Source organism: Idiomarina abyssalis (assembly GCF_019797805.1).
GTDB lineage: Bacteria > Pseudomonadota > Gammaproteobacteria > Enterobacterales > Alteromonadaceae > Idiomarina > Idiomarina abyssalis.
Window position 1 is genome coordinate 2238526 of the sequence record NZ_CP081832.1, and the last position, 15740, is coordinate 2254265.

Here is a 15740-nt window from a genome sequence, read left to right on the forward strand (position 1 = left end):
CAAGCGCTTTTTATGCCTTTATAACTGTTTTTTTGCTGACTGCGTAAAGTTTGCTCAGATGTTATTTGAACCAACATTTTTTATAACCTAAAAGCAAAAAAGCCCCCAGTATATGGAGGCTTTCTTGCTTATTACTAAAGGTATGTATTACTACTTGTTCTTACCATTACCTTTCCCATTACCGTTACCTGGGCCAGAAGTATCTCCTCCATCGTCGGTACCGCCATCCGATCCGCCACATCCATTAGTTGCCAAGTAATCGTAAGCTGCCTTAGCTTGGACTAACCCATAACCATATGCATCATCACGACCAGCAGTACCTAAATCTTCAGCGGTTGATGCCAATGCAGAGCGGATATCGCCGTTGGAGCATTCTGAATAGTGACTCCAGACTAACGCAGCTACACCAACAACATGAGGGGTCGCCATTGACGTCCCGTCAAAGAAAGCCCAGTCACTGTCTTCTACAGATACTGTTGCAGAAGCTCCCAACTGGTTCATTAGTGAAGCACCATCGACATCACTAATTCCAACAGAAGGAATTGATGTTACGGTTTCGCCTAACGTGCCAGAAACGACACCAGGCTCATTATTGTATATGATAGCGCCAACACCACCGCCGGCTTCACAAGCTTGAACCTTTTCCGCAAAGCTAATTGAACCACGTTCAATTAAGCAAATATCGCCAACTGCGTCAGCACAAGCCTGGTCGCCAATGCCGCAATCCGCTAATGCACCGGATGCACTGCCTTTAGCAGAGCCATCCATCGCTAAATTATCGTATGCAGTATTGGAGACCGTAACCTCGGAACGTTCACCCATTCCGCGAGGTACTGACGATAAAACCGCAACACCAGGGCCCGACAGTTCAACCTGATTGGTTTGCTGAGAAAAAGAAGCAACTTGCTTCGCTTCGTCAACTGCAGCAACTGAGACAACCGCATCATACGACGCAGGATAAGAATGACGAGTATTACCAGCGTTGCCCGCAGCAGCAACACTCAGAATGCCTTGTGAGTCCAGGTCACCAAAAGCTCTTTCTTCGGTTTTGCTGCCACGGTCGCCGCCCAGGCTCATATTGATAACATTTGCACCAGCCGCCGCACATTCGTCAGCTGCTGCTATCAGTGAAGAGGAGTATCCCCAACCATCGGCATTAAACACTTTTACAATATGGAGGTTAATATTGCCATTTGGCAATACGCCAACAACACCCGTACCATTTGCAAGTGCGGCTATTGTACCGGCTACGTGAGTACCATGACTGTTTTCGTCGGTGTACCAGTTGCCTGTTCCCGAGTCATAGCTACCATCAACACCGGCACTTTGTAAGTCCGGGTGCCCTAAATCGTAGCCCGAGTCGATAATACAAACTTTTGTATTACCTGCAGCAGCATCCGAAACGAGATCAGCTTGGACCTGAGAAATCCCGTAGGGTTGGTTGGGTTCATACTCCGATGCCATTAAATGTCTTTTTTCATCGGCTTCTACGTATTCAACATTAGGATTATTCTTGAGCCCTTTCAGCGCGTTCGCAGGAACCGTGATTGACATCGCGTTATAGCGTGACAAATCAACGTTCTTCTGCCCGCCAGCTTTTGCCACTGCAGACTCAATTGCAGCTTTGTTACCTGGTTTAAAGGCAACAATCACTCGCTCTTTATCATTAGCAGCCTGAGCAGATGCCGCTAGGACTGAAGAACAAGCTAAAAATACGAGAGATTTTTTTGATAACAGTTTCATAATTAACCCTGTGTTTTTTATGTTTTGAATTTTCAGGGCCAACACAACGTGAGAGAATAGTTATTCTTTCGTCGGCAAAATTAAGTTGCCACAATTTGTAACAAATTGTAACCAAATTTTACACAGGTATGATAAATGACGTATCGGTCTATCGAGACTTTAAATTACGAAGCACAGCTTATTGAAAAATCTAATAAGATTCGCCAAAGCTTTAGTGAAGTTGGTATTGAAGACTTTCGCGTTTTTCCATCAGAGCCTGTCAATTACCGTATGAGGGCTGAGTTCAGGGTATGGCACGAAGGTGATGATCTTTACTACATTATGTTTAACCCTGAAACTCGGGAAAAAATACGTAAAGATGACTTTGCTCCGGGAAGCAAGCTTATAAATAGCCTGATGCAGGGGGTCATAGACCACGTTATCGACAAACCCTTATTGAGGCATAAGTTGTTTCAGGTCGATTTTCTAACGACAAAGTCCAACCAGGCCATCGTATCACTTCTCTATCACCGCCCCTTAGAAGAAGAGTGGCAGGCTGAAGCAAAAGAGTTACATGGCTATCTTCAATCCTTTGCTGATGTTGTTCATCTAATTGGCCGGGCTCGTAAACAAAAAGTTGTTTTTGGTTCTGAATCAGTTATCGAGAATGTTCAAGTTAATGGGCAAACCTACCAGTCAATTCAGACCGAAAATAGCTTTACTCAACCAAACTCGGGTATTAACGAGAAAATGATTGAATGGGTCAGTGAGCAGGCGGGCCAAAATAATCATGATTTACTAGAGCTTTATTGTGGTAATGGAAATTTCACTCTGCCATTGGCCGGTCAGTTCAATTCGGTACTGGCAACCGAAATTAGCAAAGGCTCGGTTGCTGCAGCCCGTGAAGGGGCGCAGTTAAACGGCATCGAGAATGTTACTGTTGTACGCATGTCAGCTGAAGAGTTTAGTGCGGCTTTAAGTGGTGAGCTTGAATCAAAGCGAGCGGCTGACGCAGATATTCACAGTTTTGACTGCAAAACGGTATTGGTCGATCCGCCCAGAGCTGGGTTAGATAAAGACACCTTGAAACTGGTTTCTCAGTACCAGCGGATCATTTATATTTCCTGCAACCCAAGTACGCTAATAGACAATATTAAGGCGATATCGGCTACTCATAAGGTCACAGCGGCAGCAATGTTTGATCAATTCCCTTATACCGATCACATTGAAACAGGCGTGGTTTTAGAAAAGCACAACTAGTTTTGAGCAGGCTCTTCAGCAAGGGTAGAAAAGTTGAGCTTACGGTTTAAGCGTAGATTGGATACATGAGCGTATATAATCAGCCCGGCACCGAAGAGAATAATAATAGGTTCGCCCCAGTGGCCCAGAATATCCCGTTGAGAGTAAATAACGGCACCTAAAAGTAATAATGATAAAAGGTGCCATTTGCCATGCTTACGTGCGCCACTAATCAACGACCAGAGCCCCACAACAACACTTAGCCCTAAAATAGTATTTTCTAACGCGTCTTCACCGATAAAGGCCAACCCCGCCATAGCTAGTAGCGGCAGAATAACAGGCAGCAGCAGGCAGTGAATCGCACACAAGGTGGTGATCCAGATTCCTGCTTTATCCAAGTTTTTGGATGTTTCTGCTGACATACTTGGCAATACCTTCTTCGAAAACGCTTAGTTGTTATATTATAACATACGGAAAGAATAACCAAGGGAGATCATGAGAAATTGTTTCTAAACAGCGAAAACTTATGCTGTATCAATAGCAAAAGGCAGGACTTCACTTATTGTGTTTGCTCCACATATAATCATCAAAAGTCGGTCAAATCCCAGAGCAACACCAGAGCATGCAGGTAAACCGGAGTCTAAAGCATCGAGTAAACGGGTATCTTCAGGCTGAATCTCCCGCCCATGCCTTTCTCGCCACTCATTATCTTTTTTGAAGCGGACACGCTGTTCAGCGGCATCCGAAAGTTCGTGATAACCATTAGCCAACTCCACCCCACGGTAATAAAACTCGAACCGGCGTGCGACACGTGCATCATTGCTGTCGATTCTGGCCAAAGCAGCCTGTGACTGTGGAAACTCGGTTACACAAATTGGTCTATTATCAGGAAACTGGCTTTCAATAAGCTCGGAAAAAGCCACTTGTAGAATGGTGTCTTCGTCTGTTTCCTTTGACATCCACTCCGACAAAGAAGGACGCTCAACCAGGTGTCGCCGTATTGTATCCACACCTGCACTACTCAATGGATCCACGCCCAGATATTCAATAAAAGCTTGTTGGTAAGTGACCACTTTAGTTTCCGGTGCGCCACATAGTGACGTTAGCAGCTCAGAAACCTCGGTTATTAGCTGAACATCATCGTAACCAACCCGATACCACTCAAGTAAGGTAAACTCAGGGTTGTGAAAACGGCCTATTTCATCATCACGAACCACATGGCTTAACTGAAAAATATCTTGCCCATAAGCAGCAAGAATTCGCTTCATTGCGTATTCCGGTGATGTCTGAAGGTAGAGCTTTTTCTTTCCTGAAGGTAATGGGTGTTTGAACTCGGTTGTGAGATTATTCAGGTGACAGTCTGTGACACCGAACTGCGATAAGAGGTGCGTATCGACTTCAGTTATCTGTCGTTCATAAAAAAACTGGCGGACTTGTCGCATTAACTCAGCGCGTTTAACAAGCACTGACCAATCCGCTGTCGGCCGCCAGTTCATCGTCATATTAAGTTACTTCTGCACCCGGGAAACGTATTCACCTGAACGGGTATCAACTTTAATCACTTCGCCAATTTGCACAAATAAAGGCACGCGAACAACGGCACCTGTGCTTAAAGTCGCAGGCTTACCACCAGTACCAGCCGTATCACCTTTCAAGCCCGGGTCGGTTTCGGTAATCTCTAGCTCAACAAAATTTGGTGGCTGAACGTTAATAGGTTTACCTTCCCATAGCGTCAAGGTACAAACATCTTGCTCAACAAGCCATTTTTCCGCTTCACCTACCGCCTTTTCATCGGCAGGCACCTGTTCAAAGGTTTCGTTATTCATGAAGTGCCAGAACTCACCATCGTTATATAAGTACGATAACTCAAGCTCAATAACATCGGCACCCTCAACGGACTCTCCAGATTTAAACGTCTTTTCGACCACCTTACCACTAATCAACTTACGGATTTTTACACGGTTAAAGGCCTGACCTTTACCCGGTTTAACCATTTCGTTTTCAACGATGGAGCAAGGCTCACCATCCTGCATGATTTTTAAACCGCCTTTGAATTCACTAGTGCTGTAGTTCGCCATAACGAGACTTTCCTTTGTAAATACCTGATGATTTGCGCGCAATAATAAAACAAATAGCGACTTTTTTCAGGTAAAATATACGCTATTTGCAGCAGCTACGGAGGCGAAGTGTCCGAGTCAGCGTATCCCATTTCTCTAAACGACCGCCCCGACTGGCAGTTCGAACTGAAGCAAGCCTACACCCGACCCGAAGATTTGCTGCGTGCACTTGGTTTAGAGCCTTCGTTGTTTTTAGGTGACATTAAAGCGAGAAAGCTATTTTCCATGCGAGTCCCCAGGCCTTTTGTTGAACAAATGAAAGTGGGGGACAGCAACGACCCTTTGCTACGACAAGTGCTCCCGTTACGCAACGAGTTTGACTCAGCACCGGGTTACAGCACAGACCCATTGCAGGAGCAGAAAGGACCGGTAGAGGGGCTGCTGCACAAATATAAAAGTCGCGTGCTACTGATATTGCAGGGGGGCTGCGCCGTAAACTGCCGTTACTGCTTCCGCCGTCATTTTCCTTATGACGAGCTAACCTTCAGTAAACGGCAGTTATCAGACACACTGAATTACATTAAAGACAACCCGGAAATCAACGAAGTCATTCTAAGTGGCGGCGACCCATTAATGGCAAATGACAAACGGCTTAAAGATCTCATTAAAGAATTTGAGCTTTTGCCACAACTTACCCGCTTACGCATTCATAGTCGATTGCCAGTTGTGATACCCTCTCGCTTGACAAGCGAGCTGAAAGATTTGCTGAGTAAAAGTCGGTTTAAAAGCGTTTTGGTTTTGCATGTGAACCACGCGAACGAAGTTTCAGAAACCTTAACTCGCACTTTAAAAGAATGGCATCACGCCGGTATACACTTATTAAACCAAAGCGTTTTACTAAATGGTGTGAATGACAATATCGAAGCTCTTACTCAGCTCAGTGAGAAGTTATTTAATGCCAGTGTTTTACCCTATTACTTACATCAACTGGATAAGGTAGAAGGCGCCAGCCATTTCGCCGTCGGCGATGATAAAGCCCAGACGTTGTGGCAACAAATGACATACGAGCTACCGGGATTCCTGGTTCCCCGCCTTGTACGCGAGCAGGCGGGGGAGCTCAGTAAAACAGCTATCATGCCGGATGGCACAAATGAATCAACAAAGGATAAATTATGAGCGACAACCTGGAAAGTGTAGAAGTTAAATTACAAGAACACCTTCAACAACTGTATCGCCAAGTTATTGATGCCGACCAATACCTTGACGATTTACGTCAACAAGGCAAAGCCAAGTTCCAGGGTGTATTCGCAGAACAAACTGTATTTGAAAGCAAAGGCAACCGTTTTCAGCCATATCTAAACGAAATTGCTGCTAACTTTGAAAAGTGGCAACAAAACAAAGACAACGAACAACAGCTGCAGTTACTGGTACAACAATTACAGTTGATGACTGAAACTCTTGCTCGCCTTAAAGCTATTCGTCAGGCTGGTTAAGTAACGTTTCTTCAAACCACTCTGTTAGCATTTCTTCTTCGAAGTACAGATCATTTCGACGTACTCTTGACGCCAGGCCATCGTAGTTAAAACTCATGTTTTTCACATTTGCCTGGCCTTCCTTCAAAACTTCTCCCGCACTACCAACTAAGCGATAATCGAATTCCATTCTGGGGAAGTCTATTTCCCGAACAATACGGACGAAATTGGAAGTTGAGCGTCCAAACGTGGGCTCAAGACGACCGGTTAGGTCAACATCTGTTACTGTAATTTCTAGCTTTTGCTCTTCAGGCAGTTTTTCGGCCAAACTTTGAAAGTGTTCAGTCAAATTGTCCATTACCTTTTGCTGATAACGATCTTTCAGGCCATCCGCAGGTCGAATATCTGTGTAACTATCAACATCTTTCCACGAAACCTCAGCCGTTCCAGCTAACGCCGAAAAACTAAAAGCTAATAAAACTGTTCCTAATATACCTTGAACACGCATGCTAATTTTCCTCCCATACTTTCGCCAAGGACACTACCATTCGGTTAGAGTACTATTTTACAAAAAAATTCCATAAAAAAAGGGAGCCGCAGTGGCTCCCTTCTTTAAACGAGCTTTGAGCGCACTACATCATGCCGCCCATACCGCCCATTCCACCCATGTCGCCGCCAGGCATACCGCCTGCGTTGTCATCTTGTGGAATGTCAGCAATCATCGCTTCAGTGGTGATCATCAGCGCGCCAACCGAAGCTGCGAACTGCAGTGCTGAACGAGTAACTTTGGTTGGATCCAAAATACCCATTTCCAGCATATCGCCATAAGTGTCGTTACCAGCGTTGTAACCGTAGTTACCTTCGCCACCGCGAACACTGTTAGCAACAACAGAACCTTCAGCACCAGCATTCATAGCAATTTGACGCAGAGGCGCTTCCATTGCACGTAATGCCAGACGAATACCTACGTTCTGATCTTCGTTGTCACCGCGTAGGTCACCTAATTTACTGGCTGCGCGAATCAAGGCAACACCACCACCGGGCACTACGCCTTCTTCAACGGCCGCACGAGTTGCATGCAACGCATCTTCAACGCGCGCTTTCTTCTCTTTCATTTCCATTTCAGTAGCAGCGCCGACTTTGATCACCGCAACACCGCCAGCTAATTTAGCCAGACGCTCTTGCAGTTTTTCGCGGTCGTAGTCAGACGTTGTGTCTTCCATCTGCTGTTTAATTTGGTTAACGCGGCCGTCAATAGCGCCATCATCACCGTTACCATCAACAACCGTCGTGTTGTCTTTAGTAATGACAACGCGCTTCGCGGTACCTAAGTCTTCCAGCTGAGTTTTCTCCAGCTCCATGCCAATTTCTTCAGAAACCACAGTACCGCCAGTCAGAACAGCAATGTCCTGCAGCATCGCTTTACGACGGTCACCAAAGCCTGGTGCTTTAACCGCAGCAACTTTAACAATGCCACGCATGTTGTTCACAACCAGAGTTGCCAGCGCTTCGCCTTCAACGTCTTCCGCAATAATAAGCAGAGGTTTACCGGCTTTAGAAACACCTTCTAATACCGGCAGTAATTCGCGGATATTAGAAATTTTCTTATCAATCAGAAGAATGAACGGGTTGTCTAATTCAACCGAACCGCTTTCCTGATTGTTAATGAAGTAAGGAGACAAGTAACCACGGTCGAACTGCATACCTTCAACAACATCCAGCTCGTCAGTCAGTGCCTGACCTTCTTCAACTGTAATAACACCTTCCTGGCCTACTTTATCCATTGCCTGAGCAATGATTTCGCCAATCGTGTGATCCGCGTTAGCAGAAATAGTCGCTACCTGAGCAATAGCTTTGCTATCGGCACAAGGCTGAGAAATTTTCTTCAACTCTTCAACTGCGGCAATAACGGCTTTGTCGATACCGCGCTTAAGATCCATTGGGTTCATACCCGCGGCTACTGACTTCAAACCTTCGTTAACAATGGCTTGAGCCAGAACGGTTGCAGTTGTCGTACCGTCACCCGCTTCGTCGTTTGCTTTAGACGCCACTTCTTTAACCATTTGAGCGCCCATGTTTTCGAACTTGTCTTCCAGCTCGATTTCCTTCGCAACAGAAACACCGTCTTTGGTGATAACTGGTGCGCCAAACGATTTATCTAATACAACGTTACGGCCTTTTGGACCCAAAGTAACTTTTACTGAGTCAGCAAGAACATTTACGCCTTTCAGCATTTTTTGACGTGCTGTATTACCAAACTTGACTTCTTTAGCTGCCATTTTTGCTTTCCTCTTAAATACGTTTATTCGGTTGTGCTAATAAGCGACTCAGGCGTCTTATTCTTCAATTGCCAGAATGTCGCTTTCGCTCATGATCAAATACTCTTCACCATCGATTTTCTCGGTTTTTACACCGTAGCCTTCGCTGAACAGCACTTTATCACCGGCTTTTACGTCAAGCGCACGCACTTCACCGTTATCCAGAATACGGCCTTTGCCTACCGCTACGACTTCACCGCGCGTAGATTTTTCTGCCGCAGAACCAGTCAGAACAATGCCGCCAGCCGATTTCGCTTCGACTTCAATGCGTTTGATAATGACTCGATCGTGTAAAGGACGAAGTTTCATTGTTGATAACTCCTCAACCTATTGTTGTTAGTGGTTAGTACCCCTAAGGGCGTGTAAAAATCATCGTGCTCATTAAATGGGGGAGGAATTTTTGTTATCAAGGGGGAAGCGCAAAAAATTTTATGGTAATTTGCCAGACTCACTGGCGCTATATGGAGGTTCTATGACTCAGCAACCCAAATTGATTTTATGCACCACAGACAGTTACTCTTCTGCGAAACAACTTGCCCGCAACTTAGTTGAGAAAAAGCTCGTCGCCTGCGTCAATATAGTGCCTAATATGACATCGATTTACTCCTGGCAAGGGCAAGTACATGAAGATGAAGAGTGGCTTATGCTGATAAAATCAACCGATGAACGCTTCGGTGACATAAAAGACTTTGTCAGTGCGAATCACCCATACGATTCCCCGGAGTTAATCAGCATTAACATAGAAGACGGATTACCCGATTACCTGACGTGGATACAGGATTCAGTCAAATGATAAAACGGCTCATCTCATGCCTGATACTTTTTACCGTAGCGCTAACCTTGGTTGCGCCCGTTGCTCATGGTGTTCAATCTAACCCTTTTCAGCAACAGAATGAGTTTTTACCCGTCGATCAGGCTTTTGATTTTGATAGCGAAATTGACGGCGACGAGATCACTGTCAGTTGGGTCATCGCCCCGGAATACTACCTGTATCAACACCGGTTCAAGGTTGTGCCCTCAAATGCTGCTGCTCAAGCCCCCGAACTTCCGGAAGGAGAGTCTCATACGGACGAGTTTTTTGGCGAGTCGGTTGTTTACCGTAACTACGTTGAATGGTCTTTTACGCTGGATCCATCTTTTTCCGGTGACAGCATTACCATACTTTACCAGGGGTGTGCCGATGCAGGACTTTGTTATCCACCAACAGAAAAGCAGATAAAACTACCTACAAATGGTGGTAACAGCGACATTTCAGCACCAGCAGAGAACGCTGGTAACAGTCTTTTCGGGATAGAAGACCAACACTTAATTATCACTTTACTGTTATTTTTTGCCCTGGGTATTGGTTTAGCTTTTACTCCCTGCGTCTTTCCCATGTACCCCATCTTATCCGGTGTGGTTTTGGGCAACCGTGAACGCACCTGGAAAAACACGCTTTGGCTGTCTTTTATCTATGTACAGGGCATGGCCATTACCTATTCTTTATTAGGTTTGGTCGTCGCCTCAGCAGGTATGCAGTATCAGGCTTATTTTCAGCACCCCGTCGTACTTCTTGTTCTTGCGGCACTCTTTGCACTCTTTGCACTCAGTATGCTCGGTGCCTATACCCTGCAACTGCCCATTAGCTGGCAGTCAAAACTACAAAACCTAAGTGGTCAGCAGAGCGGCGGCAATGTTGTTGGTGTCTTTGTTATTGGAGCTATTTCAGGCCTGGTTGCATCACCTTGCACCACAGCTCCGCTCTCAGGCGCGTTGCTTTTTATCGCGCAATCCGGCGACATTATTAACGGTGCAGCAATTCTCTATGCCTTAAGCCTGGGTATGGGTGTTCCATTAATATTGTTCGGGTTGAGCGGCGGGAAGCTTCTGCCAAAAGCCGGAGCATGGATGGTGGTGGTGAAACAGTTTTTCGGCTGGTTACTCTTAGCGGTCAGTTTATTTTTAGTAGAACGATTACTCCCCACCAGCATCAGTATGTGGTTGTGGATTTTCTATTTCATTCTAGCGGCAGTATCACTGGCAGTAGCAATCAGCCAGTCAATCAGGACTGCAACCAAAGTCACTGCAATTATTTTATTGGCAGCTATGGCTACCGCGGGAAGCTATTGGCAAGTCAATAAAGCACAGTTAGAGCAGCAAAGTCATGGCTTGTTCACCCAGGTAAGTAGCATTAACGAAATACAGCAACAAGTCGAAAATAGCGACGGCTGGGTTATGCTGGACCTTTACGCGGACTGGTGTGTTGCCTGCAAAGAGTTTGAGCAATATACCTTTTCGGATACCGGCGTTCAGGCACAATTTGAGCAATTTACACTGATTCAGGCCGACGTTACTCGCAATAACGCGCAAGACGTTGAAATTCTAAGCCGCTACCAGGTATTGGGGTTACCCACAATTCTGTTCTTTGACCCTGAAGGCAAGGAGCGAGCTGAGTATCGAGTTACCGGTTATATGAACGCTGAAGATTTTGAAACGCATCTGGAAAAGATAGTTTCCGAGTAAACTTGTGCCTAAATGCGCTGATAAGACCAGTAAAGTGCTGCAATCTTGCTTTTTTTCCCTATAATACTGTTGTTATAGGAACCCAAACTGAAAGTTATGGTCAATTTTAATAGTTACCGTAACTTCACAGCAGATGGCGGCACAATGGCAGAACGTTTTAAAATATTGGTGCTAAATGGCCCTAACCTAAACTTACTGGGACAACGTGAGCCAGAGGTTTATGGTAGTCAAAGTCTGGATGACATCGCCCAGTCGTTAGACGCTATTGCCCAAAAGCACTCCGCTTCGCTCGATTTCAGACAGTCAAATGCTGAACATCAATTGATTGACTGGATCCAACAAGCCGCCAAAGACTCTGTCGATTATATCGTGATCAATCCAGCAGCATACGCTCACACCAGCATTGCGCTGCGTGATGCTCTGCTCGCTGTGCAAATCCCTTTTATCGAAGTACACCTTTCTAATATTTATCGCCGGGAGAGCTTCCGCCACCACTCGTATTTAGCCGATGTGGCCGACGGCGTTATCTGCGGGCTTGGCGCCCGCGGCTACGAATACGCATTACAAGCAGCTTTAAACATATTGAATAACACAGATAACTAAAGGTAGACGTTAGCATGGATATCCGAAAAATTAAGAAACTGATTGAGCTCGTTGAAGAATCTGGCGTTGCTGAACTGGAAATAACCGAAGGTGAAGAATCCGTTCGGATTAACCGTTACAGTGCGCAACCTGCGCCAATGCAGTATGCGCCACAGCCTCAACAGGCGCCTCAGCAAGCCCCAGCGGCACCGGCAAGCCAGCCAGCAGCTTCAGCGGAGCCAGCCAGCGAAGAAATTAGCGGTCATGTTGTTCGTTCGCCTATGGTTGGAACTTTCTATGAAGCACCATCGCCTGATGCCAAGCCATTTGTCACTGTAGGCTCTCGTGTTAATGCTGGCGAAACACTGTGCATTATTGAAGCCATGAAAATGATGAACCAAATTGAAGCTGACAAGTCCGGTGTCGTTAAGCAAATTTTAGTAGACAACGAAGAGCCAGTTGAATTTGATCAACCTCTGTTTGTCATTGAATAAAGTAACCGCAGGAATTTGTCATGTTAGATAAAGTGGTCATTGCCAACCGTGGCGAAATTGCACTGCGCATACTGCGAGCCTGTAAAGAGCTCGGCATTAAAACAGTGGCAGTTCACTCAACGGTTGATAGAAATTTAAAGCACGTTTTACTTGCTGACGAAGCGATTTGTATTGGTAAAGCGCCAGCAAACGAAAGCTACCTGAATATCCCACGTATTATCAGCGCCGCTGAAATTACCGATGCTGCGGCCATCCATCCGGGCTATGGTTTTCTTGCTGAAAACGCTGACTTTGCCGAGCAGGTGGAGCAGTCCGGGTTCATCTTTGTTGGCCCAACACCTGATCTCATTCGTCTTATGGGTGATAAAGTGTCAGCCATTAAAGCCATGAAGAAAACCGGCGTTCCATGCGTACCAGGCTCCGATGGCCCGTTAGACGATGATAACGAGCGTAACATGAAGCTTGCCAAGCGCATCGGCTACCCTATTATCATTAAAGCAGCAGGCGGCGGCGGTGGTCGCGGTATGCGGGTTGTACGCGAAGAGAGCGAATTGCTCAGCTCTATTAGTATGACTCAGAACGAAGCTCGTGCAGCGTTCGGCAACCCTGTTGTTTATATGGAAAAATTCCTTGAGAACCCTCGCCATGTTGAAATTCAGGTTCTGGCCGACGGTCAAGGTAACGCCATTCATTTAGGTGAACGTGACTGCTCTATGCAACGTCGTCACCAGAAAGTCGTTGAAGAAGCGCCAGCTCCCGGTATTACTCCGGAAATGCGCAAGTTCATTGGTGAGCGTTGTGCGAAAGCTTGTGTAGAGCTGGGTTACCGCGGTGCTGGTACCTTTGAGTTTCTGTATGAAAACGGCGAGTTTTATTTCATTGAAATGAACACGCGTATTCAGGTTGAACACCCGGTTACTGAAATGGTCACTGGTATCGACTTAATTAAAGAGCAATTGCGCATTGCGGCAGGCCGCCAACTATCGATTAGTCAGGAAGATGTCGTTATTCGCGGTCATGCGGTTGAGTGCCGCATTAACGCCGAAGACCCTGATACTTTTACACCATCTCCCGGTACCATCACTCGTTTCCATTCTCCGGGCGGCTTTGGTGTTCGTTGGGACTCACACGTTTACGCGGATTACAAAGTACCGCCTAACTATGACTCAATGATAGGTAAACTGATTACTTACGGCGAGAACCGCGATATTGCTATAGCACGTATGCGTAATGCTTTGAGTGAACTGATCATCGAGAACATTAAAACGAACATTCCCCTGCAAAAATCAATTATGGCAGACGAAAACTTCCAGCACGGTGGTACTAATATTCACTACCTAGAGAAAAAGCTCGGTTTGGGCGGGCATTAATTAATGCCCTGGATACAACTGACGCTTTCTTGCAGTGAAGAGCATGCTCCCCAGGTGGGGGACATGCTCATGGCTAACGGCGCTCAGGCGGTTACATACCGCGACGGCGCTGATACCCCCATTTTTGAGCCACGCCCCGGCGACGTTATATTGTGGGAACACACCTTAGCGACGGGCTTGTTTGACGCCGAAGCTGATATAAAAGCTATTATTGCCAACCTGAAGCAGTCCAACGTTTTCGACAACGACTTGCAATACAAAGTCGACCCACTGGAAGACAAGGACTGGGAACGCGAATGGATGGATAACTTCCACCCTATTCGTTTTGGCGAAAGCTTGTGGATTTGTCCTAGCTGGCGGGAAGTACCGCAGCCGGATGCCGTTAATATTTTGCTCGATCCGGGCATGGCTTTTGGTACCGGAACTCACCCAACAACCGCTATGTGTTTACGTTGGATAGATGCCAATCCCCCCACGGGTAAAACCGTTGTCGACTTTGGTTGCGGATCAGGAATTCTCGGCATTGCCGCGTTACTATTTGACGCCAAACATGTCGCTGGTATTGATATTGACCAGCAAGCCCTGATTGCGACAAAAGACAACGCCGAACGTAACAAGGTCGGTGATAAATTCAGTCTCTACCTGCCGACTCAGCAACCTAATACTCAAGTTGATTTGGTTCTGGCCAATGTTCTTGCCGGCCCGTTACGTGAACTTGCCGATACGATAATTGGCTTCGTTGCGCCAGGGGGACAATTAGTCTTATCCGGAATATTGGAGCGACAAATAGAAGGGGTTATTGAAGCTTATCAACCTCAGATACAGTTCGACACTCCGACTATAGACGGCGACTGGGCAATGCTTAGCGGTACTCGGGTTGGTTAACAAGCGTCCGCTTTGTCAATAGTAAAAAATGAAAAAAAGACCCAAATTGCGTAATAAATAGCCTTTTCTTTATTGCGCAAATTCCCTAAAATTCCTCACCCTTTCGCTGCGTAGTTTTTAACCGATGCGGATTGGCCCATATCAACTCGACAATCAGGTCATATTAGCTCCCATGGCTGGAGTTACTGACCAGCCGTTCCGTCAGCTTTGTTACAGCACGGGGGCTGGGCTTACAGTATCAGAGATGCTGTCCAGTAACCCCAAGGTATGGCAGACCGATAAATCCAGGCAACGCATGGATCATTCGGGAGAGCTTGGCATTCGTGCCGTGCAAATAGCGGGCTCTGAACCAGAGTTAATGGCTGAAGCTGCGCGGGTTAATGTCAGTATGGGCGCGCAGATTATCGATATAAATATGGGCTGCCCGGCGAAAAAGGTGAATAAAAAAATGGCTGGCTCGGCGCTTATGCAGCACCCTGAGTTAGTTGAAGAGATACTGACAGCGGTCGTTAACGCTGTCGACGTTCCGGTAACGCTAAAGACAAGAACCGGCTGGGATCCTGAACATAAAAACGGTATTGATATAGCGCAGTTAGCAGAACGCTGTGGTATTCAGTCACTTGCTATTCACGGTCGTACTCGCGCCTGCATGTATAAAGGTAGTGCAGAATACGACACGATAAAAGCAATTAAAAACGCCGTTTCGATTCCCGTTGTTGCTAACGGCGATATTCGTACACCGTTACAGGCAAAACAAGTTCTTGAGTATACCGGGGCAGATGCCATTATGATTGGTCGTGGCGCGCAGGGTAATCCCTGGCTGTTTAGAGAAATTGCTTACTTTCTTCAGACAGGCAAGGAACTTCAACCGCCGTCGCTAACTGAAGTGGCTGAAACCGTCATTCATCACGTTGGTAAATTGCACGAATTTTACGGCAGTTACCAGGGTGTCAGAATCGCCAGGAAACACGTTGGTTGGTATTTAAAAGAAAAAGCCAGCAATGATGAATTCAGGCAAACATTTAATCGTCTTGAGGATGCCGAAGCGCAACTTAAGGCACTTGAAGATTATTTTGTCACTGTAGAGAAGAGATAAGCG

At 46.2% G+C, this 15740-nt stretch carries 17 protein-coding genes; 10 read left to right on the forward strand and 7 right to left on the reverse strand.

Going from position 1 to position 15740, the window contains the following annotated elements; genetic code table 11:
- Positions 1–150: 150 nt before the first annotated feature.
- Positions 151–1743, reverse strand: a complete 1593-nt coding sequence (locus K5X84_RS10770) for a S8 family serine peptidase (protein ID WP_222235837.1) — start codon at positions 1741–1743, stop codon at positions 151–153.
- A 135-nt stretch (positions 1744–1878) separates the two neighbouring features.
- On the opposite strand from K5X84_RS10770, the gene trmA reads away from it, so the two are divergent.
- Positions 1879–2982, forward strand: coding sequence for a tRNA (uridine(54)-C5)-methyltransferase TrmA (gene trmA / locus K5X84_RS10775; RefSeq protein ID WP_222235838.1), 1104 nt, complete (start codon positions 1879–1881; stop codon positions 2980–2982).
- Here trmA and K5X84_RS10780 read toward each other — a convergent pair.
- The 3 genes from K5X84_RS10780 to efp form a co-directional block, all read right to left on the reverse strand.
- A complete protein-coding gene (locus K5X84_RS10780; protein ID WP_222235839.1) occupies positions 2979–3383 on the reverse strand; it encodes a MerC domain-containing protein in 405 nt (134 codons plus the stop codon). The two genes, trmA and K5X84_RS10780, sit on opposite strands and share 4 nt — an antisense overlap.
- 102 nt (positions 3384–3485) lie before the next feature.
- On the reverse strand, positions 3486–4463 hold the full coding sequence (gene epmA / locus K5X84_RS10785) for an elongation factor P--(R)-beta-lysine ligase (protein ID WP_222235840.1): 978 nt from the start codon (positions 4461–4463) through the stop codon (positions 3486–3488).
- 6 nt (positions 4464–4469) lie between these two features.
- A complete protein-coding gene (gene efp, locus K5X84_RS10790; RefSeq protein ID WP_011235502.1) occupies positions 4470–5039 on the reverse strand; it encodes an elongation factor P in 570 nt (189 codons plus the stop codon).
- Between the two features lie 108 nt (positions 5040–5147).
- On the opposite strand from efp, the gene epmB reads away from it, so the two are divergent.
- Both epmB and priC read left to right on the forward strand, forming a co-directional pair.
- Positions 5148–6194, forward strand: coding sequence for an EF-P beta-lysylation protein EpmB (gene epmB, locus K5X84_RS10795; RefSeq protein ID WP_222235841.1), 1047 nt, complete (start codon positions 5148–5150; stop codon positions 6192–6194).
- Positions 6191–6511 (forward strand): primosomal replication protein PriC, encoded by a 321-nt coding sequence (gene priC, locus K5X84_RS10800; RefSeq protein WP_222235842.1) that lies wholly within the window; start codon positions 6191–6193, stop codon positions 6509–6511. The genes epmB and priC overlap by 4 nt, the downstream gene beginning before the upstream one ends.
- On the opposite strand, the gene K5X84_RS10805 is transcribed toward priC, so the two are convergent.
- From K5X84_RS10805 to K5X84_RS10815, 3 genes are all read right to left on the reverse strand, one after another.
- Positions 6492–6998 (reverse strand): DUF3016 domain-containing protein, encoded by a 507-nt coding sequence (locus K5X84_RS10805; RefSeq protein ID WP_222235843.1) that lies wholly within the window; start codon positions 6996–6998, stop codon positions 6492–6494. The two genes, priC and K5X84_RS10805, sit on opposite strands and share 20 nt — an antisense overlap.
- 124 nt (positions 6999–7122) lie before the next feature.
- Positions 7123–8769: a chaperonin GroEL gene (groL, locus tag K5X84_RS10810; RefSeq protein WP_054491322.1), complete on the reverse strand. Its 1647-nt coding sequence runs from the start codon at positions 8767–8769 to the stop codon at positions 7123–7125.
- Between the two features lie 57 nt (positions 8770–8826).
- Positions 8827–9117 carry a co-chaperone GroES gene (locus K5X84_RS10815; protein WP_054491321.1) on the reverse strand — a complete coding sequence of 97 codons (291 nt, stop codon included), beginning with the start codon at positions 9115–9117 and terminating at the stop codon, positions 8827–8829.
- 163 nt (positions 9118–9280) lie between these two features.
- On the opposite strand from K5X84_RS10815, the gene cutA reads away from it, so the two are divergent.
- From cutA to dusB, 7 genes are all read left to right on the forward strand, one after another.
- On the forward strand, positions 9281–9601 hold the full coding sequence (gene cutA, locus K5X84_RS10820) for a divalent-cation tolerance protein CutA (RefSeq protein WP_222235844.1): 321 nt from the start codon (positions 9281–9283) through the stop codon (positions 9599–9601).
- Entirely contained in the window at positions 9598–11310 is a 1713-nt protein-coding gene (locus K5X84_RS10825; protein WP_222235845.1) for a protein-disulfide reductase DsbD, read from the forward strand. The genes cutA and K5X84_RS10825 overlap by 4 nt, the downstream gene beginning before the upstream one ends.
- Before the next feature lie 144 nt (positions 11311–11454).
- Positions 11455–11913: a type II 3-dehydroquinate dehydratase gene (aroQ, locus tag K5X84_RS10830; RefSeq protein ID WP_054491329.1), complete on the forward strand. Its 459-nt coding sequence runs from the start codon at positions 11455–11457 to the stop codon at positions 11911–11913.
- 14 nt (positions 11914–11927) lie between these two features.
- Entirely contained in the window at positions 11928–12386 is a 459-nt protein-coding gene (accB, locus tag K5X84_RS10835; RefSeq protein WP_054491318.1) for an acetyl-CoA carboxylase biotin carboxyl carrier protein, read from the forward strand.
- 20 nt (positions 12387–12406) lie between these two features.
- A complete protein-coding gene (gene accC / locus K5X84_RS10840) occupies positions 12407–13756 on the forward strand; it encodes an acetyl-CoA carboxylase biotin carboxylase subunit (protein ID WP_222235846.1) in 1350 nt (449 codons plus the stop codon).
- A 3-nt stretch (positions 13757–13759) separates the two neighbouring features.
- Positions 13760–14641 carry a 50S ribosomal protein L11 methyltransferase gene (prmA, locus tag K5X84_RS10845; RefSeq protein WP_199493638.1) on the forward strand — a complete coding sequence of 294 codons (882 nt, stop codon included), beginning with the start codon at positions 13760–13762 and terminating at the stop codon, positions 14639–14641.
- Positions 14642–14765: 124 nt separating this feature from the next.
- Positions 14766–15737 carry a tRNA dihydrouridine synthase DusB gene (gene dusB / locus K5X84_RS10850; RefSeq protein WP_054491315.1) on the forward strand — a complete coding sequence of 324 codons (972 nt, stop codon included), beginning with the start codon at positions 14766–14768 and terminating at the stop codon, positions 15735–15737.
- Positions 15738–15740 lie beyond the last annotated feature (3 nt).